The sequence below is a fragment of the Kribbella sp. VKM Ac-2566 genome, assembly GCF_004366005.1.
GTDB lineage: Bacteria > Actinomycetota > Actinomycetes > Propionibacteriales > Kribbellaceae > Kribbella > Kribbella pratensis.
Genome location: NZ_SODT01000001.1, coordinates 187,835 through 210,828, shown reverse-complemented (window position 1 = coordinate 210,828; position 22,994 = coordinate 187,835). Strand labels below are relative to the sequence as shown.

Annotated in this window: 20 protein-coding genes; 12 read left to right on the top strand and 8 right to left on the bottom strand. The window is 67.9% G+C overall.

Translation table 11 applies throughout. The annotated features are described in order from the left end of the window. Positions 1 to 62: 62 nt before the first annotated feature. From EV647_RS01030 to EV647_RS01020, 3 genes are read right to left on the bottom strand one after another with little or no spacing between them, the layout of a single operon-like run. Complete coding sequence (locus EV647_RS01030; protein ID WP_133996907.1) at positions 63 to 872, bottom strand: ABC transporter permease; 810 nt, start codon at positions 870 to 872, stop codon at positions 63 to 65. Beyond that, positions 865 to 1,662 carry an ABC-2 family transporter protein gene (locus EV647_RS01025; RefSeq protein ID WP_133996904.1) on the bottom strand — a complete coding sequence of 266 codons (798 nt, stop codon included), beginning with the start codon at positions 1,660 to 1,662 and terminating at the stop codon, positions 865 to 867. The genes EV647_RS01030 and EV647_RS01025 overlap by 8 nt, the downstream gene beginning before the upstream one ends. Continuing rightward, positions 1,659 to 2,675 carry an ATP-binding cassette domain-containing protein gene (locus EV647_RS01020; RefSeq protein WP_133996901.1) on the bottom strand — a complete coding sequence of 339 codons (1,017 nt, stop codon included), beginning with the start codon at positions 2,673 to 2,675 and terminating at the stop codon, positions 1,659 to 1,661. Before EV647_RS01020 ends, EV647_RS01025 begins: the two co-directional genes overlap by 4 nt. Before the next feature lie 196 nt (positions 2,676 to 2,871). On the opposite strand from EV647_RS01020, the gene EV647_RS01015 reads away from it, so the two are divergent. Together EV647_RS01015 and EV647_RS01010 are read left to right on the top strand one after the other, a co-directional pair. Beyond that, a complete protein-coding gene (locus EV647_RS01015) occupies positions 2,872 to 3,423 on the top strand; it encodes a MarR family winged helix-turn-helix transcriptional regulator (protein WP_238175397.1) in 552 nt (183 codons plus the stop codon). Between the two features lie 271 nt (positions 3,424 to 3,694). After that, positions 3,695 to 5,215, top strand: coding sequence for a molybdopterin-dependent oxidoreductase (locus EV647_RS01010; RefSeq protein WP_133996898.1), 1,521 nt, complete (start codon positions 3,695 to 3,697; stop codon positions 5,213 to 5,215). On the opposite strand, the gene EV647_RS01005 is transcribed toward EV647_RS01010, so the two are convergent. Beyond that, a complete protein-coding gene (locus tag EV647_RS01005; RefSeq protein ID WP_133996894.1) occupies positions 5,196 to 5,807 on the bottom strand; it encodes a TetR/AcrR family transcriptional regulator in 612 nt (203 codons plus the stop codon). The genes EV647_RS01010 and EV647_RS01005 overlap by 20 nt on opposite strands. A 56-nt stretch (positions 5,808 to 5,863) precedes the next feature. Between EV647_RS01005 and EV647_RS01000 the strand changes: the two genes are divergently transcribed. Further along, entirely contained in the window at positions 5,864 to 6,580 is a 717-nt protein-coding gene (locus EV647_RS01000) for a hypothetical protein (protein ID WP_133996891.1), read from the top strand. After that, complete coding sequence (locus tag EV647_RS00995; RefSeq protein ID WP_133996889.1) at positions 6,577 to 8,640, top strand: YhgE/Pip domain-containing protein; 2,064 nt, start codon at positions 6,577 to 6,579, stop codon at positions 8,638 to 8,640. The genes EV647_RS01000 and EV647_RS00995 overlap by 4 nt, the downstream gene beginning before the upstream one ends. Here EV647_RS00995 and EV647_RS00990 read toward each other — a convergent pair. The 3 genes from EV647_RS00990 to EV647_RS00980 all read right to left on the bottom strand — a co-directional run bounded on the left by EV647_RS00990 (position 8,637) and on the right by EV647_RS00980 (position 11,548). After that, positions 8,637 to 9,884: a hypothetical protein gene (locus EV647_RS00990; RefSeq protein WP_133996886.1), complete on the bottom strand. Its 1,248-nt coding sequence runs from the start codon at positions 9,882 to 9,884 to the stop codon at positions 8,637 to 8,639. The two genes, EV647_RS00995 and EV647_RS00990, sit on opposite strands and share 4 nt — an antisense overlap. A 70-nt stretch (positions 9,885 to 9,954) precedes the next feature. Further along, positions 9,955 to 10,854, bottom strand: a complete 900-nt coding sequence (locus tag EV647_RS00985) for an N-acetylglucosamine kinase (RefSeq protein WP_166680173.1) — start codon at positions 10,852 to 10,854, stop codon at positions 9,955 to 9,957. Between the two features lie 61 nt (positions 10,855 to 10,915). Further along, entirely contained in the window at positions 10,916 to 11,548 is a 633-nt protein-coding gene (locus EV647_RS00980; protein WP_238176961.1) for a hypothetical protein, read from the bottom strand. A 244-nt stretch (positions 11,549 to 11,792) separates the two neighbouring features. Here EV647_RS00980 and EV647_RS00975 point away from each other — a divergent pair, with 244 nt between their 5' ends. Genes EV647_RS00975 through EV647_RS00940 form a run of 8 tightly spaced genes read left to right on the top strand, consistent with a single transcriptional unit; the run spans position 11,793 to position 22,237 of the window. Next, on the top strand, positions 11,793 to 12,581 hold the full coding sequence (locus EV647_RS00975; RefSeq protein WP_133996878.1) for a TIGR03084 family metal-binding protein: 789 nt from the start codon (positions 11,793 to 11,795) through the stop codon (positions 12,579 to 12,581). Further along, complete coding sequence (locus EV647_RS00970; protein WP_133996874.1) at positions 12,574 to 14,283, top strand: acyclic terpene utilization AtuA family protein; 1,710 nt, start codon at positions 12,574 to 12,576, stop codon at positions 14,281 to 14,283. The genes EV647_RS00975 and EV647_RS00970 overlap by 8 nt, the downstream gene beginning before the upstream one ends. Next, positions 14,280 to 15,401 carry an acyl-CoA dehydrogenase family protein gene (locus tag EV647_RS00965; RefSeq protein WP_202875993.1) on the top strand — a complete coding sequence of 374 codons (1,122 nt, stop codon included), beginning with the start codon at positions 14,280 to 14,282 and terminating at the stop codon, positions 15,399 to 15,401. The genes EV647_RS00970 and EV647_RS00965 overlap by 4 nt, the downstream gene beginning before the upstream one ends. After that, positions 15,398 to 16,951 carry an acyl-CoA carboxylase subunit beta gene (locus EV647_RS00960; protein ID WP_133996867.1) on the top strand — a complete coding sequence of 518 codons (1,554 nt, stop codon included), beginning with the start codon at positions 15,398 to 15,400 and terminating at the stop codon, positions 16,949 to 16,951. The genes EV647_RS00965 and EV647_RS00960 overlap by 4 nt, the downstream gene beginning before the upstream one ends. 5 nt (positions 16,952 to 16,956) lie before the next feature. After that, entirely contained in the window at positions 16,957 to 18,909 is a 1,953-nt protein-coding gene (locus tag EV647_RS00955) for a biotin carboxylase N-terminal domain-containing protein (protein WP_133996864.1), read from the top strand. Next, positions 18,906 to 20,063 (top strand): acyl-CoA dehydrogenase family protein, encoded by a 1,158-nt coding sequence (locus EV647_RS00950; protein WP_133996860.1) that lies wholly within the window; start codon positions 18,906 to 18,908, stop codon positions 20,061 to 20,063. The genes EV647_RS00955 and EV647_RS00950 overlap by 4 nt, the downstream gene beginning before the upstream one ends. A gap of 13 nt (positions 20,064 to 20,076) precedes the next feature. Continuing rightward, complete coding sequence (locus tag EV647_RS00945; RefSeq protein WP_133996857.1) at positions 20,077 to 21,633, top strand: AMP-binding protein; 1,557 nt, start codon at positions 20,077 to 20,079, stop codon at positions 21,631 to 21,633. Beyond that, positions 21,626 to 22,237, top strand: a complete 612-nt coding sequence (locus tag EV647_RS00940) for a TetR/AcrR family transcriptional regulator (RefSeq protein ID WP_202875992.1) — start codon at positions 21,626 to 21,628, stop codon at positions 22,235 to 22,237. Before EV647_RS00945 ends, EV647_RS00940 begins: the two co-directional genes overlap by 8 nt. Here EV647_RS00940 and EV647_RS00935 read toward each other — a convergent pair. After that, positions 22,210 to 22,941 (bottom strand): helix-turn-helix domain-containing protein, encoded by a 732-nt coding sequence (locus tag EV647_RS00935; protein ID WP_133996853.1) that lies wholly within the window; start codon positions 22,939 to 22,941, stop codon positions 22,210 to 22,212. The two genes, EV647_RS00940 and EV647_RS00935, sit on opposite strands and share 28 nt — an antisense overlap. Positions 22,942 to 22,994: the final 53 nt, after the last annotated feature.

Sequence of the window (22,994 nt, the reverse complement as noted above, 5' to 3'; positions counted from 1 at the left end):
CGCGGATCAAGGCTCGCAAAAATCGCCGGACCGCCGCGGAAGTTATCCACAGGCCCGAAGAGTCAGCTCCCGGGGCTGGTGTATCTCGGCATCATCTTGGTGAAGAAGGAGTAGCCGAGGGCGAGGACGACGGGGCCGGCGAGCGGGGAGAGGGTGGTCAGCCAGGTGGGGAGCGGGACGTCGGAAGTGCGGCCGAGGAGGACTGTTGCCGGGGGGAAGGAGATGAACGCCATCGGGAAGAGCGTGCAGAACGCGTAGAAGGTGGCCCGGCCGAACATGGTCAGCGGGTAGCCGGAGAACTGGGTGATCGAGCTGTCGGCGAAGATGCGAAGGGAGAAGGTGGACGTGGCGACGAAGGAAAGGCCGCAGAAGAACGTCTGGATGCCGGTTTCGACCAGACCGCCGCCGACGACCGCGAGGATCAGGTAGCCGATCTTCGCCGGGGTCCAGTCGACGGGCGCCTGCCAGCCGAAGATGACCAGCGCACCGAAGCCGAGCAGCGCGTCCCCGAGCGCCATCAGCTGGAACCTCCGCGTGACCAGTTGCAGGAACGGGTTCACCGGTCGCAACAGGACCCGGTCGAACTCACCGTCGCGGACCATCTCGTCGGTGAACATCAGCGCCCCGAACGGGACGACGTACAAGGCATGCGACGCCAGTCGCATCGCGAAAACGAACGCGACCTCGGAGAACCCCCAGCCGCCGATCAGTCCGAACTTCCCGAGGAGTACGCCGAGGAAGAGCAACTGCGTGCCCTGGTACGCGACACCGCCCATCAGAGTCGTCCAGAAGTTCACCCGGTACTGCAACTGCGCCCGCAACGCAGCGCGTTCGAGGATGACGTACTGACGCAGCCACGTCTGCTCAGCCACCCTGCACCACCACCCGGTACCGCGCCCGTCGCCAGACCAGTTCGAGGAGGCCAGTCACCCACACCAGCTGTACGCCGACCAGCGCGAGCGCCTGACCACCACGTGTCTGACCGAGATAGATCGAAACGGGCGTGTACACCTGCGCCTGGAACGGAAGCCACTCGACCGAAGCCCGCAACCACCCCGGCATGAACCACAACGGAATCAACGACCCCGAGAGGAACGCACTCCCGAACCGGTACACGATCAAAGGCCCGCCGACCTCGAACGTCCAGAACGTCACCATCGAAACGATCAGGTTGCACAGCATCGCGACCAGTACGCCGCCGACCGTCGCCACCAGCGAGAGGAGTCCCGCAGCCCACCCCGGCGGCAGCGTCAACGCACCGAGGACCGCGGCGGCCGCGAGCCCGAACGCGCCGAGCGGGAGCCGGCCGAGCAGTACGCCGAGGTTCTGCCCGAAGACCTGCCAGATGAGGCCCAGCGGCCGGGTCAGGTCCGTTGCGATCTGCCCGTTGCGGATCCGCATCGGTAACGACGAGAACTGCCACGGAAGGAGCACCGATTGCAGACACGCCGCGATCGCCGCGTACGCCACCGCGGTACGAGCGTCAACGCCGTCGACCGGCCCACGCCCGGAGTACACGATCCGCCAGACCGCGATCGCGAGGACGACCTGGATCACCAACGTCACCGCGCCGGTGATCAGATCGCCTCGGTAGATGAGGACGGATCGGGTGCCGGCACGGGTCATCCCGCGGAACGCCCTGACCTGCTCCGCCGTGCTCACGTCAGCAGTCCGTCGTACAGCTGGGAGATCACGTCGGTCAGCCGTGGATCGACGATCGACAACTCGTCGACCTGGTACACCTGCGACGCCCGCGCGATCAGCTCGGGCGTGGTGATCTCCCGCGGGTCGAAACGCAGGACGACGCTGCGGTCCGGGTACGGCAGGACCGTGCCGACCGCGCTGGTCTCCACCTCGGTCGCGAAGGGGATGTCCGCGACCCGGCGGATGCTGCGCTCGGCCAAGGTGAGGACGAGGAAGCGGTACGGCATGAAGCGTTCCTTCAACCGCGACAGGTCGCCGTCGTACAGGACCGTGCCCGAGTCGATCACGATGATGCGATGGCAGAGCCGCTCGACGTCTTCCATGTCGTGCGTGGTCAGGACCACCGTCGTACCGGCGGACCGGTTGGTCTCGGCGATGAACTCGGTCAGCCGCGCCTTCGCGACCACGTCCAGGCCGACAGTCGGCTCGTCCAGGAAGAGGATCGACGGTTCGTGCAGCATCGCGGCCACGAGATCGCCGCGCATCCGCTGGCCGAGTGACAGCGAGCGGACGGGCGTGTCCAGGAAGTCGGACAGGTCGAGCAGCTCGGTGAAGAGACCGACGCGGTTGCGGTACGTCGTTCGGTCGAGGTTGTAGAGGTCTGCGAGGACTTCGAACGAGTCGCGGAGCGGGAGGTCGTACCAGAGCTGGGTCCGCTGGCCGAAGACGACGCCGATGTTGCGGGCGTTGCGGGCGCGGTCCCGGGACGGCTCCAGCCCGGCGACCCGGCACACGCCGGACGTCGGGGTGAGGATCCCGGTCAGCATCTTGATCGTTGTCGACTTGCCGGCGCCGTTCGGGCCGAGGTAGCCGACGAGTTCACCGGGCTCGACCTCGAAGTTCACCCCGTTCACCGCGCGGTTGATGTCGCGTTTGGTGCTGAACAGCGCCCGCAGCCGCGGCAGCCGGCCTTCCAGCACGGCCGGCCGGCTGAATTCCTTGACGAGCTCAGCCGCCTCGATCACCGCCATGCGTACCCTCCCCAGCAAGAGCGAACGGTCATCCTCCCACCGATCCGCCGACACCGCAGTCCGAATTTCACCGTTCTAGACCGGATCTGTCGGAGAGTGCTCGGTTACGCTCAGGAGCACGCGGTTCTGGGTCGATCTGTAGCCGAAAGGTCACCCCGTGTAGCGAAGTGACCTAGTCAGCTAATAGAGTCCGCGCATGACCATCGCGCCTTCGCTTTGCTCGCCCCTAGCGCTCGCCGATGCAGAACCCACCCGCGCTGCCGAACCCTGGGAAAGCGACGTGCTGACGGCTTACGGCCTGCTGCGAGAAGCAGCAGCCGAGCTGGATCACCTGATGCGTCATTCCCTGAAGCGCAGTGGACTGCAAATGGCAATGTTCGAACTGTTGCTGCGGCTGGCCCGCAGCAACGGGGAGAAGCAGCGTCTTACCTCCCTCGCCCGGGAGTTGACCGTCACCACCGGCGGCATCACCCGGCTGGTCGACCGTGCCGAGAACCTCGGACTGGTCCGCCGGGAGCCTTGTCCTGACGACGCCCGCGGCTCGTTCGCGGTCCTGACCGAGGAGGGAAAGCGGCGGCTGCGCGAAGCACTGCCGGACCACCTCCTCGAAATCGACAGCCTCTGGATGTCCCAGTTGGCCGACGAGCAGGACGTCGTTCTCGGCAAGCTTCGCCGAGTGCGGGACAACGCCCGCCGCTGGCCGAACGGCCGCCCGGGGCTCGGGCCCATCACACCCGACCGGATCTGACCAACCTCACAACTACACAAGAGCATTACCCGCGACTAACGGATGGGGCGCCCGACTGGTGTCGGGCGCCTCATCGCGCAATGGTTGAGAAGTGAAACAACCCCCGGATCAGCTGCACCCCGGCACGGGTACGCCGGACACCACCGGCCGCGGACACCGCGGCGGTCCAGGAGCTTCGGGTGGAACCGGCGGTCCGGGAGCTTCGGGCGGAACCGGAGGCCCCAGAGGTTCCGGCGGACCCGGGAGCCCAGGCGGCCCTGATGGGCGGGCTATGGCAGGGCCGGTACGTCGGGCGATCCGTTGGCGCGCGGCAGCCGGTGGCGTACTCGCCGCCCTCGCCGGACTGGCAGTCGGCAGCGTGGCAGCCGGGATCCTCGGTACGCGGCAGACGCCCGTCGTCGCGATCGGATCCGCGTTCATCGACCGCGTGCCTCCGTGGCTGAAGGAGCTGGCGATCTCCTGGTTCGGGATCCACGACAAGACCGCGCTCCGAGCAGGCATCCTGATCGTCGTCGTGGCCCTCGCCGCGGTCGGCGGCATCCTCGCCGTACGACGCTATTGGGCAGGTGCCCTGATCACGATCGCCCTGACTGGCGTCGCCGTCGCCGCAGCCATGACGCGCGCCGACTCCGGCCAGACCGGGTTCCTCCCGTCGGCACTCGCCGGCGTGACCGCACTCATCATTCTTCGCCTGTTCAGCCGTCGGCTCGAGCCGCTACTCGACTTCCCGGACGACGGTGTCAGCCGCCGCGGCTTCCTGCAGTTGTCGGCCGGTGTCGCCCTCGGCGCGGCGGCGATCGGCGCACTGGGCAAGGTCGTCGGCGGGAATCGCGCCGCCGTGGCGGATGCCCGCAAACAGCTAAACCTCCCACTGCCGCCGACCCTCGCCCCGCCCGCCGGCGTCCAGGCCGACGGCGCCGTACCGTGGGCGACGTCAAACGACGACTTCTACCGCATCGACACCGCACTCTCGGTGCCGCAGATCGTGCCCGCGGACTGGAAGCTCCGCATCCACGGCATGGTCGACCACCAGCTCGAACTGTCCTTCGACGACCTCCTGAAACGCCAGGTCATCCACAAGTGGGTCACGCTCACCTGTGTGAGCAACGAGGTCGGCGGCGACCTGATCGGGAACGCCTTGTGGTCCGGCGTCCTGCTGAAGGACCTGCTCCTGGAGGCCGGCCCGTCGAAGGACGCGGATGCGATCCAGTCCACGTCGAAGGATGGATTCACCGCAGGTACGCCGCTGCCGACGTTGCTCGACGACCGGCAGGCGATGCTCGCGTTCGCGATGAACGGGCAGCCGTTGCCGGTGGAGCACGGGTTCCCGGTGCGCATCGTCGTACCCGGGCTGTACGGCTACGTGTCGGCGACGAAGTGGCTGGTGGACATCGAGGTGACGCGGTTCGACCGGTTCGAGGGGTACTGGACGCCGCGCGGCTGGTCGGCGCTCGGCCCGATCAAGTTGTCGTCGCGGATCGACACTCCGCTGGGGAAGAAGGTCGAACCGGGACGGGTGACGGTCGCCGGCGTGGCCTGGGACCAGCACGTCGGGGTGTCGAAGGTCGAGGTCCGGGTCGATGGGGGCCCTTGGCAACAAGCCACGCTGGCCGCGGATCCGTCGATCGACACCTGGCGGCAGTGGCACTGGACGTGGGAGGCGTCGCGCGGCACGCACGTGCTGCAGGTACGGGCGTTCGACGCGAAGGGCAATCCCCAGGTCGAGTCCTCGGCGCCGCCCGCTCCTAACGGTGCGACCGGCTTGCACACGGTCAACGTGAAGGTCGGCTGACCGCTTCCAGCACCATCGGCAGGAACGTGTGCTCGAGCGAACCGGCCGGGACCTCCAGCGGCTCGAGCAGGCTCTGTGAGCGCGCGCCCTCGTGCAGCGCCATCACCATGCGCACGAACTGCTCGGCCGGCACGGTGAGCTCCAGCCCGCCGGTCTCGGCGATCTGCTCGACCAGCCGGGTCAGACTCTCGCGGAACATCGCCCGTTGCCTGTTCAGCGCCTCCGCCGCTTCCGGATCGCGCAACGCGTGCAACGTGAACTCGGCGGAGATCAGATGCCACTGCCGCCGGTCCGGCGCGGTCTCGTCAAGCAGTCCCAGGACGGCGTCCAGCAGCGTGCCGGGCTGATTCGCCAGCTCGGGGAGCAGCGCCTCGATCTGCTCCAGGAGCCGGTCGGTCGTGGCCTGGAACAGGGCGAGCACCAGCTCGTCCTTGGAGCCGAAGTTCGAGTAGAAGGCGCCGCGGGTGAACCCGGCCCGCTCGCAGATGTCCTCCACCGACGCACCGTGGAACCCGCGCTCGGCGAACACCTCCAGTGCCCCCTCGAGAAGTCGGGCCCGGGTGTTGGAGCGGCGGCGCTTGGGCGTTTCCATAGGAGTAGGATACAGTTCTGTATTGAATACACAACCGTATTGAACGGGGATGCAGGATGGAGCTCGAGGCCGCCGGAATCAGTGTGCGTGGACCCCACGCACCGATGCTGCACACCACGTCGGTGTCGGTCGCGGATCATCAGGTGGTGCTCCTGACGGGATACCCCGGCGCGGGGCACGTCGCTGCGGCGCTGGGCCTGTCCGGTCGGCTGAAGCCCGACACCGGGCGAGTCCGGCTCGACGGCAAGACCGACCCGGGCCTGCTGCGACGACGCGTTGCCGTGGTCGACGCGCCCGGCATCACGGAGCCGGACGACGCACTACCTGTTCAGACGGTCGTGGGCGAGGAACTGGCCATCGCCGGCCGCAAGGCGGGGCGTAAGGCCGTGCTGGAGTGGCTGAACGAGCATGACGCCGCAGAGCACGCCGACAAGCGGTTCGAGCACCTGCCGGTCGCCGTACGGACCAGACTGCTCACGGAGCTCATTGTGGCGCGTCCCGACGTACAGGTGGTCATTCTGACAATGCCGGATCGACACGGTGGCGATCCGCATGGCTGGTACGAGCTGGGACGCGGGTTGGCGGCGCAGGGGTACGGCGTGATCATCACGTGTGCTGACGCGTCAGCACGGCTGCTGGACGTCAAGGCCGCGCGAATGGGCGAGACCGATCAGCCGGACCCGGTGCAGGTCACTCCTGTGGCTCCCGTCGAGCCAGTCACCCCGATCGACGAAGAAGACCCGATTGACCAGGAACAGGAGATAGAGGCGTGACCGCGCTGCGGATGGCTCTGAGTGAGTTGCGGCGTTTGACGGCCGGACGGCTGCCAAAGCTCGCTGTGGTCGCGCTACTGCTGGTGCCGGTGCTGTACGGCGGCCTGTACCTCTACGCGAACCACGACCCGTACGGGCGTCTGAACAAGATCCCGACCGCCGTCGTCGTCGAGGACGAGGGTACGACGCTTGCGACCGGCGAGAAGCTCGACGTCGGACCGCAGGTCGCGGACGAACTGGTGAAGTCGAAGAGCTTCGACTGGCATCAGGTGAAGCGCGCGGACGCGACGCAAGGCGTATCGGACGGGACGTACGAGTTCGCGCTGGTGCTGCCGAAGTCGTTCTCGTCCGACCTGGCGTCGAGTGCGGACTTCACACCGCGGCAGGCGGAGCTGGAACTCCTGACGAACGACGCCAACAACTACATCGCGCACACGATCGCCAACCAGGTCGTGGCGCAGGTGACGAAGACTGTCGCGTCGCAGGTGAGTGAGACCGCGGCCTCGCAGCTGCTGGCCGGGTACAACACCATCCACAAGCAGGTGGGTTCTGCGGCTGCTGGTGCTGCCCAGCTTCAGAGCGGTCTGACGTCGGCCGCTACCGGAGTCACGAAGCTGCAGTCCGGTGCTACGCAGCTCAACACTGCGCAGAAGCAGCTGTCAGCAGGAGCGACACAGTTGGCCACCGGCACCGCACAGGCGTCTCAGGGTGCGTCTTCGCTGGCGACGGGCGCTGCGAAGCTCGACAACGGTTTGGGCACGTTGAAGGAGAAGACTGCATCGCTGCCGAACCAGACGAAGCAGTTGGCATCCGGAGCGGATCAGGTAGCGGATGGCAACGAGAAGATCGCCAGCACAGGGCGGCAGGTAGCGACCGCGTCCAGCACATTGGTGAAGGATCTCAAGGCGTACGATGCGCAGCTGGCTGCGCGCTTGAAGCAGCAGGGGCTGAGCCAGCACCAGATCAGGGTGATTCTGCTCGAGACGGCGAAGTTGCGTGCTCCCGTCGTACAGGCGAACACCAAGATCCAGTCGACGTCCAAGCAGCTCAACCAGCTCGCGAGCGGTGCGCGGAAGGTGTCGAACGGTGCGTCGGCGCTGGCCAAGGCAACACCGGCTCTGACGAGTGGAATCAGTGAGGCGTCCAGTGGGGCGCATCAGCTCAGCACGGGCGCTGGGCAGCTGAAGACCGGGTTGGGCACGTTGCAGACTGGTGCGCAGAAGCTTGCTGCGGGCGAGAAGCAAGCTGTGACTGGGCAAGGGCAGTTGCTGACCGGTGTGAACAGCCTTGCGACCGGTGTGGGTCAGCTGAAGAGCGGAGCGACGCAGCTGAACACCGGTCTCCAGAACGGCGTGAAGCAGATCCCGAACCCTTCCGCCGACCAGCGCAAGGCGGTCGCCGAGACGCTGGGTGCACCTGTCACGCTGCAGAACGTCTCGCAGGCCACGGCCGACAGCTACGGCGCCGGCCTGGCCCCGTTCTTCCTCAGCCTGGCGTGCTGGATCGGGGCGTACGTCCTGTTCCTGCTGGTCCGGCCGCTGTCACCGCGCGCGCTCGCCGCACTGCAGTCGCCGTTCCGCGTCGCACTCGGCGGTTGGTTGCCTCCGGCGCTCTTCGGCGCGATCCAGGCCACGCTCGTCTTCGTCGCCGTGGTTCTGGGCCTCGGTATTCACGCCGCTCACCCTTGGCTGACCGTCGGCTTCCTGATCCTGACGTCGTTCACCTTCGTCGCGATCCTGCACGCACTGTCGGCGTGGTTCGGGGCCGTGGGCAAGTTCCTCGGTCTGGTCCTGATGGTCGTGCAACTGGTCAGCGCCGGCGGCACGTTCCCGTGGCAGACCATCCCCGAACCCCTGTACTTCTTCCACCACGCTCTCCCGATGAGCTACGCCATCGACGGCGTCCGCCACCTCATGTACGGCGGCCCCGGCACCTCCCTCGGCCGAGACCTCCTCGCACTGGCAGCCTGGTTCGCAGTAGCCCTGGCCGCCTCCACCCTCGCCGCCCGCAAACAACGCGTGTGGCCGGCCAAGAAGCTACAGCCAGAGCTCGCGCTCTAGCTGTTGACGAAGGTGGCGGTTTCGGTGAGGAGGGTGTTGGTGGTGGGTTGGTCGAAGAAGGTGATGAGGGCTTCGTAGGTGCCGGCTTCGGCGGCGGACGGGTCTACTACGTAGCCGTAGTAGCCGTCGGTGTAGCCGATGACGCGGGTGATGGGGTGCGTGCTGTCGGCCTGCAGGCAGACACCGTGGACGGCGAAGAGTTCTACCGGGAGGTTGATCCAGCAGACGTCGCCCATTGTCACCGTGCTGACCGGGAGGTCCAGCGCCGGTGGGAGGTTGGCTGCAGCCATCAGTGCCTGGCCGCGCGCGCCCTCCAGGCGGGTTTGCGAGATGCGGCCTGACGGGCCGCCGGCGTGCTCGGCGTTGACGCGGCTCTCCATGGCGGACACGAGTTTTTCGGACTCGTCAACGGGTGGGACGGACCGCACCGGCAAGGTGAGAGTGGTACGTCGGATACTCGGCGCGGACTGAGGTAGTTCCAGGCCAGGGGTCGCCAGCGCCTCACGGACTCGTGAAGCCAACAGACCGCCCAAGCGGGCGACCTCCGCGGCACCGCGACCCTGTCGAGTAAAGCGAGGACTGACGTCGCCCGCAGCCCCTTGCAGGAAGCCGACCACAGCGGGAGCGAGAGCGGCGCGTGCGGCTCCCGGCCAGTCGGCCGAGTACTGCAGGTTCTCCGGGCCGTAGGTCGTCGGGTGGCACGCGAAGTCCAGCAGCACCGCGTCGAGCGAACCGTCGAGCCCATGCAGCGCGAGGATGCCGGCGGTATTGTCGTGAGGACCGTTCTTACGATGCCGGTTCGTACCGACGCCGATCACCTCGACCGAGTGCCAGCTCGCCGTCACCGGGTGCCGCTCGAGTGCAGCCGCCCGTACGGAACCGACCAGCGGGTCGACCAGCGGCCGTTCCCGCTCGGCCGGAATGACGGGATGAATCTCACCGGTCCAGCCGGACGGCCCGGAGTGGGTGTGCGACGCGGACACCACGACATGCGACGGCGGGATGCCGGCGGCGGCTCCGGCGGCCTCGGCGAGCTCCGACGAGAGGGCGCTCCCGACGGCGATCGCGTCCAGCGTCAGCCACAACACGCCGGGATCGTCCTTCGTGGACAACCAGATCAGGGTCGCGCGGAGTGGGTCCGCGGTACCGGTCGAGAGCCCGGCGCGGGCGGCGTACCCGTCGAGCCGGTGGCCGGGCGGCGGGGTGACGTCGAGGGACGTCGCGGCCAGGAGAAGTTCGTTCACGTGAAGTCTCCAGCTGTCGTACCGGCACTGATCGGACGATGCATGGTCAAGATAACGGCCTACACCGTAATTATCGAGGTCGCGCCCGGCGGTGTGTGACGATCAGGTCGGCATACGTTTCGGCTGGTTCGGTGGCGAGGCGTTCCGCGCCGTCGAGCGAGTTGCCCGCCGCCGGCGTCAGCTTGGCTCGCGACGGCAGCGCCTCGCGGACAGGTGTCAGCAACTGGTCACCGGCACCGTCGAAGAGACCGCCGACACAGGCGACCGGGACGGGTCCCTCACCGGCCAGTTGGTCGACCGCGGCGCCGATCGTCTCGGCGATGTCGCCGGCCGCTTGGACCAGGAGCTCGACCGCGACAGGATCGCCTTCGGCCGCACAGCGCAGTACCTCGGGTGCGAAGCGAGCCACGTCGTCGACCAGCGTGGACGACCGGTACAGCGCGACCGGATCGAGAGCAGTGTCCGCGAGCTTCGTCACCGGACCACGGCCGTCCCGAGCACGCTGTACGGCGACCAGCCCGGCGCGGCCGATCGCAAAGGCACTCCCGGCGTCGCCGAAGAGGTACCCGTGCCCGTCGAGCTTTCGCCACGTGCCGTCGCGATCCACGGCAAGACACACGAGCCCAGTACCCGCGGCAACAACGACGCCGTACCCTTCCGGCAACGCGCCGGCGTGCGCGGTGACCATGTCCTGGGTGAGGCGTACTTCGTCGGCATTCAGCACCTCACCGACGTCGGCCGCGAATCGTTCCGCGGCGCCCTGCGCCTGTGGGTAACCGGTGAGGCCGAGAGCCACGACCTCGACCGGTCCGGTCAGCTCGGCCTCGGACGCGGCAGCGCGAATCGCCTCGAGGAGGTTGGAGACGGCGTCCGGTCCGTGCGTGTAGCCGGGACCGTTGCCGGTACGTCGGGACGGAAGGACGCGAAGACGGAGAGCGGACTGGCCGCCGTCGATGGCGATGCGGGTCATTGGGTGGTCCCGGGTAGATAGTCCTGACAATGATGACAGGCAGCGTACCCACAGGCTCCGGTTACCGGGGAAGGGCTGCCTCGAGGTCATTCAGGAGCACGTTCAACGGAACACCGGTCAGCCGGATGTTCGGCTGCATCCAGTCGTTGAGGATCGGGTCCTCGGTGGCCAGGTGGTCCGAGAACTCGGTCTGGCTCAGTTCGAAGACATGGGCCGGGTTCCCGGTGAGGTCGACGACTGTCTGCATCAGCCGGCCGACCTGGTCCTCCCACACCACGTCCTCGAAGTCATGCCGGTCAGGACGGATCAGCAACAGGTCGACATCACTGTCCAGATCACCGTCACCGCGGGCGACCGCGCCGTACACGCTCGTGTGCACCGGCGGGATCCGCCAGCCGCTGATCTCGTCGGCGAGCCGGGCGATCAACGTACTGCGGAGGTTCGCGAGCTGCTCGACGATCGAGGCAAGCAGGTGCTTGCGGTTGAGGCGATAGAGCAACGAATTGCCCAGATCGTCGACGTGCACCAGCCCGGTCGCCGCCAGTCGCTGCAGCACGAGCCGCACACCCGCGACGCTTCCGGAACCGGCGAGCTTGTGAATCTGCCGCCCCGACAGACCACCCTCGGCCTCAGCCAGCACCCGCAACACCGGCCCATCCAACGACGGCACCACCGTGCTGATCGGCGATCCCATATCCACCCACGCACCTTATTGACGCCCCGCCTCCCCCACCCAATCTCCATGACATGTCAGTCACCCACCCTCCCCGACCAGGTGGACGTCCACGCAGGCGCAAGTTCCGCAGCTGCCGGTTTCAGCGGCCAAAGGCGCAGTTGGGCCGTGCGTGGGGGTCCACCTCACCAAAACAAGCACGGTTGATTCTTTTTGTTGGGCGTGGGACGCTCGGGGGCACGAGTGCCTCGTGAGGGAGTGCGGCGTGCGACTGGACGAAGTGCTGGCGGATCTGTGGGCCGAGAGTGCGGAGTTGGATCGGTTGGTCGGTGGGTTGGCTGCTGGGGAGTGGTCGACGCCGACGCCGGCCGAGGGTTGGACGATCGCGCACCAGATCGCCCACCTGGCCTGGACCGACGAGGCGACGCAGCTGGCCGCGACCGATCCCGAAGCGTTCAAGGAGCTACTGCAGAAAGCAGCCGCGAGTCCGACGACGTACGTCGATGACGGCGCCGAGGAGACTGCCACACTGCCGCCTGACCAACTGCTGACGTACTGGCGGGAGACCCGGGCCGAGGTCGCCGAGGCGCTGAAGAAGGTGCCGGCCGGCGAGAAGGTGCTCTGGTACGGACCGCCGATGAGCCCGACCTCGATGGCGACCGCGCGGCTGATGGAGACGTGGGCGCACGGGCAGGATGTGTTCGACGCCCTCGGCGTACAACGGCAGCCGAGCAACCGTCTGCGGCACGTCGCCCATCTCGCGGTGCGCACGCGCGACTTCGCGTACCTGCTCAACGATCGCAAGCCGCCGGCCGAACCGTTCCGCGTCGAACTCACCGGACCGGACGGCGACGTGTGGACCTGGGGTCCGGAGGACGCCGCCCAGCGGGTGACTGCGCCGGCGGTCGACTTCTGCCTGCTCGCCACGCAACGCCGGCACCGCGACGACCTGGCCGTGACGGCTGAGGGCGCGGACGCCGAGGAGTGGCTGGGGATCATCCAGGCCTTCGCCGGCCTGCCCGGGAAGGGTCGTCAGGCAGGACAACATGACTGAGCCGATCCGCATCGGCAACGCGTCCGGCTTCTACGGGGACCGGTTCAGCGCGGTGCAGGAAATGCTGACCGGCGGGCCGTTGGATGTGCTGACGGGCGACTATCTGGCTGAGTTGACGATGCTCATCCTCGGGCGGGATCGGATGCGAGACCCAGGACTGGGTTATGCGAAGACGTTCCTGAAGCAGCTCGAGACGGGCCTTGGTGAGGCGCTGGATCGAGGCGTGAAGGTCGTCAGCAACGCGGGTGGGCTGAACCCGGCCGGGCTTGCGGAGGCGATCGGACAGTTGGCCGACAAGCTCGGGCTGCATCCGAAGGTCGCATACGTCGAAGGTGACGACCTGTTGGCTCGGGCCGATGAGTTGGGTCTCGGACAGCCGCTGACAGCTAATGCCTACTTGGGCGCCTGGGGTATCGCCGAAGCGCTTCAGGCCGGGGCCGACGTGGTGGTGACCGGTCGGGTCACGGACGCCTCGGTGATCGTCGGGCCGGCCGCGGCGCATCACGGCTGGAAGCGCACGCAGTACGACGAACTCGCCGGAGCCGTCGTCGCCGGGCATGTGATCGAGTGCGGCTGCCAGGCGACCGGCGGGAACTACGCGTTCTTCACCGAGATCCGCGACTTCGGGCGCCCCGGATTCCCGATCGCGGAGATCCACGCGGACGGCAGCAGCGTGATCACCAAGCACGACAACACCGGCGGCGCGGTCACGATCGACACGGTCAAGGCGCAGCTCCTGTACGAGATCACCGACGCCCGGTACGCCGGTCCGGACGTCACCACGCGCCTCGATTCGATCGAGCTCGACGACGACGGTCCCGACCGCGTCAGGATCTCCGGCGTCCGCGGTGAAGCCCCGCCGCCGACGTACAAGGTCTCGCTGAACAGTGTCGGCGGGTTCCGCAACGAGGTCGACTTCGTGCTCACCGGGCTGCAACTGGAGCAGAAGGCCGAGCTCGTGCAGCGGCAACTTGAGCAGGCGTTGCCGAAGCGGCCGGCCGAGCTGAAGTGGACGCTGGCGTGGACGGAGAAGCCGAACGCCGAGTCCGAGGAGGAGGCGAGCGTCTTCCTCCGGTGCGCGGTGAAGGATCCGGATCCGAAGGTCGTCGGCCGCACGTTCAGCAACGCCGCGATCGAACTGGCGCTCGCGAGCTACCCCGGATTCCACGTCACCGCGCCGCCCGGCGACAGTTCGCCGTACGGCGTCTTCCGTGCTGGGTACGTCGACATCCACGAGGTGGAGCACGTCGTCGTACTGCCGGACGGCTCCCGTCGCACGATTGAACCTGCGGTGGAGACGCAGCCGCTGCGGCCCGTCGACGACATCGAGGCGCCGATGCCGCTGCTGCAGCTCTCGAGCGGACCGCCGCGGACCCGCGAGGTACCGCTCGGCCGGATCGCCGGCGCCCGCTCGGGCGACAAGGGCGGCGACGCGAACGTCGGCGTGTGGGCTCGCGACGAGAAGGTATGGCGCTGGCTCGCGCACACCCTCACCGTCGAGCTCTTCCAAGTGCTCCTCCCGGAGACGCAGCCGCTGATCGTCACGCGGTACCTGCTGCCGAACCTGTGGGCGATGAACTTCGTCGTCGAGGGTCTGCTGGGTGAGGGCGTCGCGGCGCAGGCACGGTTCGATCCCCAGGCAAAGGCCCTCGGCGAATGGCTCCGGTCGCGGTACGTCGACGTACCGGAAGTGCTGTTGTGAACGCCTTCCGGGAGTCGGTACGGCGGTTCATGGCGGCTGAGGTGTTGCCGCATCTGGATCAGTGGGAGCGGGACGGCGAGCTGCCGCGGGAGCTGCACAAGAAGGCGGGCGCGCTGGGGTTGCTGGGCGTCGGATTCCCTGAGGCGGTCGGTGGTGGGGGCGGGTCGTTGCTCGATGCGCTCGGGGCAGTTGAGGAGATGCACTATGCGGGCGGGTCCGGCGGGCTGGTCGCGTCGCTGCTGACCTGCGGCATCGCACTTCCACACATCATTGCTGGCGGCAACGAGAGGCACATCGAGCGGTGGGTTCGCCCGACCCTGGACGGTGAGCTGATCGGTGCACTGGCGATCACGGAGCCTGGTGGTGGGTCCGATGTGGCGTCGATTCGTACGACGGCGCGTCGCGAGGGTGACGTGTTCGTCGTCAACGGCGCGAAGACGTACATCACGTCAGGTTGTCGCGCTGACTTCGTGACGACGGCTGTTCGTACTGGTGAGGCTGGGGCGCACGGGATCAGCTTGCTGGTGATCGAGCGTGGTACGCCGGGGTTCGCGGTGTCGCGGAAGCTGGAGAAGATGGGGTGGCTCTGCTCGGACACGGCTGAGCTGTCGTTCACCGATGTTCGCGTGCCGGTCGAGAACCTGGTGGGGGCGCAGGACTCCGGTTTCGTGCAGCTCGCGGTGAACTTCGTGGCCGAGCGGCTGACGTTGGCGGTGCAGGCGTACGCCGGTGCGCAGCGGGCGCTCGATCTGACGGTCGAGTGGTGCCGTCAGCGGGACACGTTCGGGCGGCCGTTGATTTCGCGGCAGAGCGTGCAGCACACGCTGACCGAGATGGCGCGGCGGATCTCCGTGGCGCGGGTCTACGTGCACTCGGTGGCGGAGCGAGCGATCCGAGGCGAAGACGTGATCGCCGAGACCTGTTTCGCCAAGAACACCGCGGTCGAAGCGGGGCAGTGGGTGTGCGACCAGGCGCTGCAGTTGCACGGCGGTCTCGGGTACATGCGGGAGGCCGAGGTGGAACGCCAGTACCGCGACCAGAAGATCCTCGCCATCGGCGGCGGCACCACCGAAATCCTGACCGGCCTTGCCTCCAAACGACTGGGGTTCACTACATGAGTAACCGTGAGGCGATGCTGGAGAAGCTTGCCGCGCTCGACGCCGAGCATGCGAAGGCGCTCGCCGGCGGCGGGCCGAAGTACGTCGAGCGGCATCACAAGCGGGGCAAGTTGCTGGTGCGGGAGCGGATCGAGCTGTTGCTGGACCCGGACTCATACTTCCTCGAACTGTCGCCGCTGGCCGGCTGGGGTTCGGACTTCACCGTCGGCGCCAGCCTGGTGACGGGGATCGGTGTGGTCGAGGGCGTCGAGTGCCTGATCACCGCGAACGACCCCACGGTCAAGGGCGGTGCGAGCAACCCGTGGACCTTGAAGAAGGCGTTGCGGGCCGACGAGATCGCCCGGGCGAACCGGCTGCCGGTGATCAGCCTGGTCGAGTCCGGCGGCGCGGACCTGCCGACCCAGAAGGAGATCTTCATCCCCGGCGGCGCGATGTTCCGGAACCTGACCCGGTTGTCGGCCGAGGGGATCCCGACGATCGCGCTCGTGTTCGGCAACTCGACCGCGGGCGGCGCGTACATCCCCGGCATGAGCGACTACGTGGTGATGGTCGACGGCGGCGCGAAGGTCTTCCTGGCCGGGCCGCCGCTGGTGAAGATGGCGACCGGTGAGGACGCGGACGACGAATCGCTCGGCGGCGCGTCGATGCACGCGCGGAAGTCCGGTCTGGCCGACTACTTCGCGGTGGACGAGCCGGACGCGATCCGGCTCGGGCGGCAGATCGTGTCGCGCCTGAACTGGCGCAAACAGGGTCCGGCCCCCAAGCCGGCGTACGACGAACCGCTGCTTGCCGCGGACGACCTGCTGGACATCGTGCCGGGCGACCTGAAGATCCCGTTCGATCCGCGGGACGTGGTCGCTCGCGTGGTGGACGGGTCGGTGTTCGACGAGTTCAAGCCGCTGTACGGGTCGTCGCTGGCGACCGGGTGGGCGTCGGTGCACGGGTACCCGGTGGGGATCCTCGCGAACGCGCGCGGGGTGCTGTTCAGCGAGGAGTCGCAGAAGGCGGCGCAGTTCATCCAGCTCGCGAACCGTGCGAACACACCGTTGATCTTCCTGCACAACACGACCGGCTACATGGTCGGGCAGGAGTACGAGCAGGGCGGGATCATCAAGCACGGCGCGCAGATGATCAACGCGGTCTCCAACTCTCGCGTGCCGCACCTTTCGATCCTGATGGGAGCGTCGTACGGTGCGGGGCACTACGGGATGTGCGGACGGGCGTTCGATCCGCGGTTCCTGTTCGCATGGCCGTCGGCGAAGTCGGCGGTGATGGGTCCGCAGCAGTTGGCCGGCGTACTGTCGATCGTCGCGCGGGCGGCGGCCGACGCGAAGGGGCAGCCGTACGACGAGCAGGCCGACCAGCAGATGCGTGCGTACGTCGAGGGACAGATCGAGGCGGAATCGCTGCCGATGTTCCTGTCCGGCCGCCTGTACGACGACGGCGTGATCGATCCCCGTGACACCCGGACCGTCCTCGGCATCTGCCTGTCCGCCATCCACTCCGCCCCGGTCGAAGGTACGTCGTCCTTCGGCGTCTTCAGGATGTGACGCGCATGATCACTTCGGTCCTGGTGGCCAACCGCGGCGAGATCGCCCGGCGCATCTTCCGCACCGGCCGGTCGCTCGGCCTGTCGACGGTCGCGGTGTACTCGAGCGCCGATGCCCGGATGCCGTTCGTCGACGAGGCGGACACCGCCGTACATCTGCCCGGGAACACCCCGGGCGAGACCTACCTGCGGTCCGACCTGATCATCGACGCGGCGCGGCGGGCCGGCGCGGACGCCGTACATCCGGGGTACGGATTCCTGTCGGAGAACGCGGCGTTCGCGCAGGCGGTGATCGACGCGGGGCTGACGTGGATCGGGCCGCCGGTGGATGCGATCTCGTCGATGGGGTCGAAGATCGAGGCGAAGAAGCTGATGGCAGCGGCCGGGGTGCCGGTCCTTGCCGAGCTGACTCCGGCCGAGGTGTCGACGGACGATCTCCCCGTGCTGGTGAAGGCGTCGGCCGGCGGTGGTGGGCGCGGGATGCGGGTGGTGTCGCGGCTGGAGGATCTTGCCGCCGAGATCGACGCGGCGTCGGCGGAGGCGTTGTCGGCGTTCGGCGACGGGACCGTGTTCTGCGAGCGGTACCTGGCGACCGGGCGGCACATCGAGGTGCAGGTGATGGCCGACCGGCACGGCACGATCTGGGCGGTCGGCGAACGCGAGTGCTCGATCCAGCGCCGCCATCAGAAGGTGGTCGAGGAGGCCCCGTCGCCGCTCGTCGAACGGATCCCGTCGATGCGGGCGGACCTGTTCGACGCGGCACGGAAGGCAGCGGCGGCGATCAACTACGTCGGCGCCGGGACGGTCGAGTTCCTCGCGGACGAGGACGGGAACTTCTACTTCCTGGAGATGAACACCCGCCTCCAGGTGGAGCACCCGGTGACGGAGGAGACGACGGGCCTGGACCTCGTCGCACTACAGTTCGCCGTCGCTGCGGGCGATCGCCTCACGCCCGAACCACATCCGACGGTCGGGCATGCGATCGAGGTGCGGCTGTACGCCGAGGATCCGCTCAACGACTGGCGCCCGCAAACCGGCCACCTCCACCGCTTCGCCATCGGCGACGACCCGCAGCGGGGAAACAAAGTTGCTCCTGGTGGCGAAAAGTTTCCCCTCAAGGTCCGCGTGGATTCGGGGGTGGAGGACGGGTCGGAGGTCTCGCCGTACTACGACCCGATGCTGGCCAAGGTCATCGCGTACGGGTCCGATCGGGCCGCAGTCGCGCGACGACTCGCCGGCGTACTGGAACGCGCGACGATCCACGGGGTGGGGACGAACCGCGACTTGCTGGCGTGGATCCTCCGGCACCCGGCGTTCCTCGCGGGCGACACCGATACCGCGTTCTTCGACAAGCACGGGGTGGGAGCGGGGCCTGACGACGCGGTGGTGCGGGTGTCGGCGTTGGCTGCCGCGTTGGCGGATGCGGCCGGGCGGGCGGCTCCGGTGCGGGTGCCGAGCGGGTGGCGGAACCTGGCGTCGCAGCCGCAGCGCAAGAGCTACCGCGTGGGCGACGTGGTGCACGAGGTTGCCTACCGACACAGCCGTGACGGCCTGATTGCCGACGGCAACATCACGCTTCTGGACAGCAGCCCCGAGCGGGTGGTGCTGGAGGTCGACGGCGTGCGGCGGTCCTTCGCCGTGGCGGCGTACGACGGGATCACGTGTGTGGACTCGTCGCTCGGCAGTGTCGCGCTGCATCCGGTGGAACGGTTCGTGGATCCGGCTGACCAGGTCGCGGCCGGGTCGTTGGTGGCGCCAATGCCCGGGACCGTGATCCGGGTCGGCGTCGCGGTCGGTGACGTGGTGAAACAAGGACAGCCGCTGCTGTGGCTGGAAGCGATGAAGATGGAGCACACGATCGCCGCCCCGGCAGACGGGGTCGTCGGTGAGTTGAAGGTGGAAGCAGGACAACAGGTCGAGGTCGGCGCCGTACTGGCCGTGGTTGGGGAGGACGCATGAGCTTCATTGAGTCCGAAGAGCGCCGGGAGCTGCGGAAAGTCGTCGGCGAGCTCGGGAAGAAGTACGGCTACAAGTGGTTCAACCAGCAAGCTCGGACCGGCGGTCACACCACCGAGCTGTGGCTGGAGGCGGGCAAACTCGGGTTCCTCGGCGTGAACCTCCCCGAGCAGTACGGCGGCGGAGGCGGCGGAATGGCCGACCTCTCGATCGTCCTCGAGGAACTCGGTGCGGCCGGCTGCCCGCTGCTGATGATGGTCGTGTCGCCGTCGATCTGCGGCACCGTGATCTCCCGGTTCGGCACCGACGAGCAGAAACAGCACTGGCTCCCAGGTCTCGCCGACGGCACGACGATCATGGCGTTCGCGATCACCGAACCCGACGCCGGCTCGAACTCGCACCAGATCATCACCACGGCCCGCCGTACCGAGGACGGCTGGTCGCTGACCGGGCGCAAGGTTTTCATCTCCGGACTCGACGTCGCCGAGGCGATCCTGGTCGTCGGCCGCACCGAGGACGCGAAGACCGGGAAGCTCAAGCCGGCGCTCTTCATCGTCCCGATCGACGCGCCGGGCGTGGAGTTCCGGCAGATCGAGATGGACCTGATCAGCCCGGACAAGCAGTACGCGTTGTTCCTGGACGACGTACAGCTGCCGCGTGAGGCGCTCGTCGGTTCCGAGGACGCGGCGCTGATGCAGTTGTTCGCCGGCCTCAACCCGGAGCGGATCATGGCGTCCGCGTTCGCGATCGGGATCGCGCGGCACGCCCTCGACAAGGCAACGGCGTACGTCAAGGAACGGCAGGTCTGGAAGGCTCCGATCGGCGCGCATCAGGGTCTCGCGCATCCGCTTGCCCAGATCAAGATCGAGCTCGAGCTGGCCCGGCTGATGATGCAGAAGGCCGCGGCGCTGTACGACGCGGGCGAGGATCTCGCAGCGGGTGAGACCGCGAACATGGCGAAGTACGCCGCCGGCGAGGTCGCCGTACGAGCCACCGATCAGGCAGTGCAATCGCTCGGTGGGAACGGTATGACGGTCGAGTACGGCGTGGCGTCGCTCGTCGCCGCGGCCCGGGCGACCCGGATCGCGCCGGTCAGCCGGGAGATGATCCTGAACTTCGTCGCCCAGCACAGCCTCGGGCTGCCCAAGTCGTACTAGGAGGAGTGGGGCAATGATCATCACCAGTGAGTTCCCGCCTGTCGAGGTGCTCGACGTACCGATCCACGACGCCGTCCTCGGCAGAGCGCAGGAGTACGGCGACCGGCCGGCGATGGTCGACGGTGTTACCGGTAAAGAGCTGAGCTACGCCCAGCTGGACCACCTGACCCGGCGGGTCGCGGCCGGACTGGCCGAGCTCGGCATCCGGCACGGTGACGTGATCGCGCTCTACAGCCCCAACACGATCCTGTACCCCGTCGTGTTCTATGGCGCCACCCGCGCCGGCGCGACCGTGACCACGGTGAACGCGCTCTACACCGCGGACGAGCTGCACAAGCAGTTGATCGACTCGAAGGCGAAGTTGCTGGTGACGATTTCGCTCTTCCTGCCGACCGCGACCGCGGCGATCGAGGGCACCGGGGTCGAGCAGATCTTCGTCTGCGACCGGGCCGAGGGGTACCGCTCGGTGCAGGAGCTGTTCGCGTCCACGGGTCCGGAGCCGGTGGTGACGATCGATCCAGCTGTGGACGTCGCAGTACTGCCCTACTCGAGCGGAACGACCGGCGCCGCCAAGGGCGTGATGCTGACGCACCGGAACATCGCGACGAACATCTCCCAGGCGGAGGTGATGATCCGGCTGGGCCAGGAGGAGCGGATCATCGCGATCCTGCCGTTCTTCCACATCTACGGGCTGTCGGTGTTGATGAACCTGCCGCTGCGACTCGGCGCGACGGTCGTCGTACTGCCGAAGTTCGACCTGCAGCAGTTCCTGACCACGCTGGACGAGCAGCGGATCACGCGGGCGTTCGTCGCGCCGCCGATCGTCCTGGCGTTGGCGAAACATCCGGCCGTCGACGGGGTGGACCTGTCGCGGCTCAAGTACGTGACCTCGGCCGCTGCTCCGCTCGACGGCGAGCTGGCCGAGGCATGTGCGAAGCGGCTCGGGTTGCACGCCGTACTGCAGGCCTACGGGATGACGGAGTTGTCGCCGGGCACACACGCCGTACCGCAGGACGACCGGGAGCCGCCGCCAGGTGCGGTCGGGAAGCTGTTCCCGTCGACCGAGATGCGGCTGGTCGGTGCCGATGGCAACGACGCCGACGAGGGCGAGATCTGGATCCGCGGGCCGCAGGTGATGAAGGGGTACCTCGGGCGGCAGGCGGAGACGGACGCGACGATCGACGCGGACGGCTGGCTGCACACCGGCGACATCGGGCGGATGGACGCGCGCGGCTACCTGTACGTCGTGGACCGGGTGAAGGAGCTGATCAAGTACCACGGGTACCAGGTGCCGCCCGCCGAACTGGAGGCCGTGCTGCTCACCGACGACCGGATCGCGGACGCGGCGGTCATCGGGATCGATGCGGACGGCAACGAAGTACCGAAGGCGTTCGTGGTGCCGATGCCGGGGGCTTCGCTGACGGCGGACGATGTCATGGAGTACGTCGCCGCGCGGGTGGCGCCGTACAAGAAGATCCGGCAGGTGGAGTTCATCGACGCCGTACCGAAGGCTGCGTCGGGGAAGATCCTGCGGCGGGAGCTGCGGGCGCGTGAGGCTGCGCGTGAGTGAGGTTCTGAAAGCACCCCAGCAGGACCGGTCGCGGGCGACGCGGCAGCGGCTGCTGGAGGCCTCGGTCGAGTCGCTGGCCGAGGTCGGGTACGCCGCGACGACGGTGTCGGTCGTCGCGGCCCGGGCCGGGGTGTCGCGGGGTGCGGCGCAGCATCACTTCCCGACGCGGGCGGATCTGTTCGCGGCGGCGGTCGAGTACATGACCGAGGTGCGGTTGGCGGAGATCCGCGCGCAGGCCGCAGCGCTGCCGAGCGGAGGTGGGCGCACTGAGGCGATCGTGGGAATGCTGGCGGACGTGTACACCGGGCCTCTCTTTCGCGCCGCACTACACCTATGGGTGGCGGCGTCGACAGAGGAGGCGTTGCGGCAGCAGATCGTGCGGCTGGAGTCACATGTGGGTCGGCAGGCGCACCGGGCGCTGCTCGAGGTGCTGGACATCAGTGAGCGGACTCCTGGGGTGAGGGAGACCGTGCAGGGGGTGTTGGACATGGCGCGCGGTCTTGGGCTGGCTGACCTGCTCACGGACGACAGTGCGCGCCGGCGCGGCATTGTCCGCCAGTGGAGCCGCATTCTCGATCAGGCCCTGCGTGAGCCGGGTGTGTGACCGAACGCGCGCCGAAACGTGTCAATGAACGCACTGGTCGACGCCCAGCCGCATGCGTGCGCTACCTGAGTTACAGAGTTCCCCTCTGCCAGCAACCTCAACGCCTCGTGCAACCTGAGCTGAGTCCGCCACTGCGGGAACGTCATACCGAGCTCGACCTTGCACAGCCGGCTCAGGGTCCGCTCACTCGCCCCGACCGCTCGCCCCAACTCCGTCAGGGTTCTGGCGTCCGCAGGATCCTCCCGCAATACGTCACAGGCTGCCGCGAGCCTGGCGTCACGTGGTGTGGGTAGATAGGTGGGCCGCTGAGGCGAACGCCGCAACTGGTCCAGCAGTACTGCACGCAGGCGCTGCGTCTCATCAGGTTGGTTCTCTGCGGGATCTGTGTAGGCCAGGATCAGCTCTCGGAGGAGGGGGCTTACTACCAGGGCTGACGGGGCGTCCAGATCTAGTGGGTTCTCCTCCAGGCCCACCGTGTGGAGTGTTGTCTCGCCGTACGCGCGGTGTTGGTGGAGGGTGCCTGCTGGGATCCAGATGGCTCTGGTCCCGGGGGCTACCCAGCTGCCGGCGTCGGTGGTGACGGACAGGACCCCGCGACCGGCGTACACGATCTGGTTCCGGTCGTGCCAGTGCGGGTCGATGCCGCCACCGGCCTGGATCGGCTGGTGGCCGGTGCTCGCGGGACGTTGGCGGGCTTCCGGCATGAATTGGCATTTTATCGGAAGCCGGACAGGCTGCCGAGCCGTGACGATCGAGT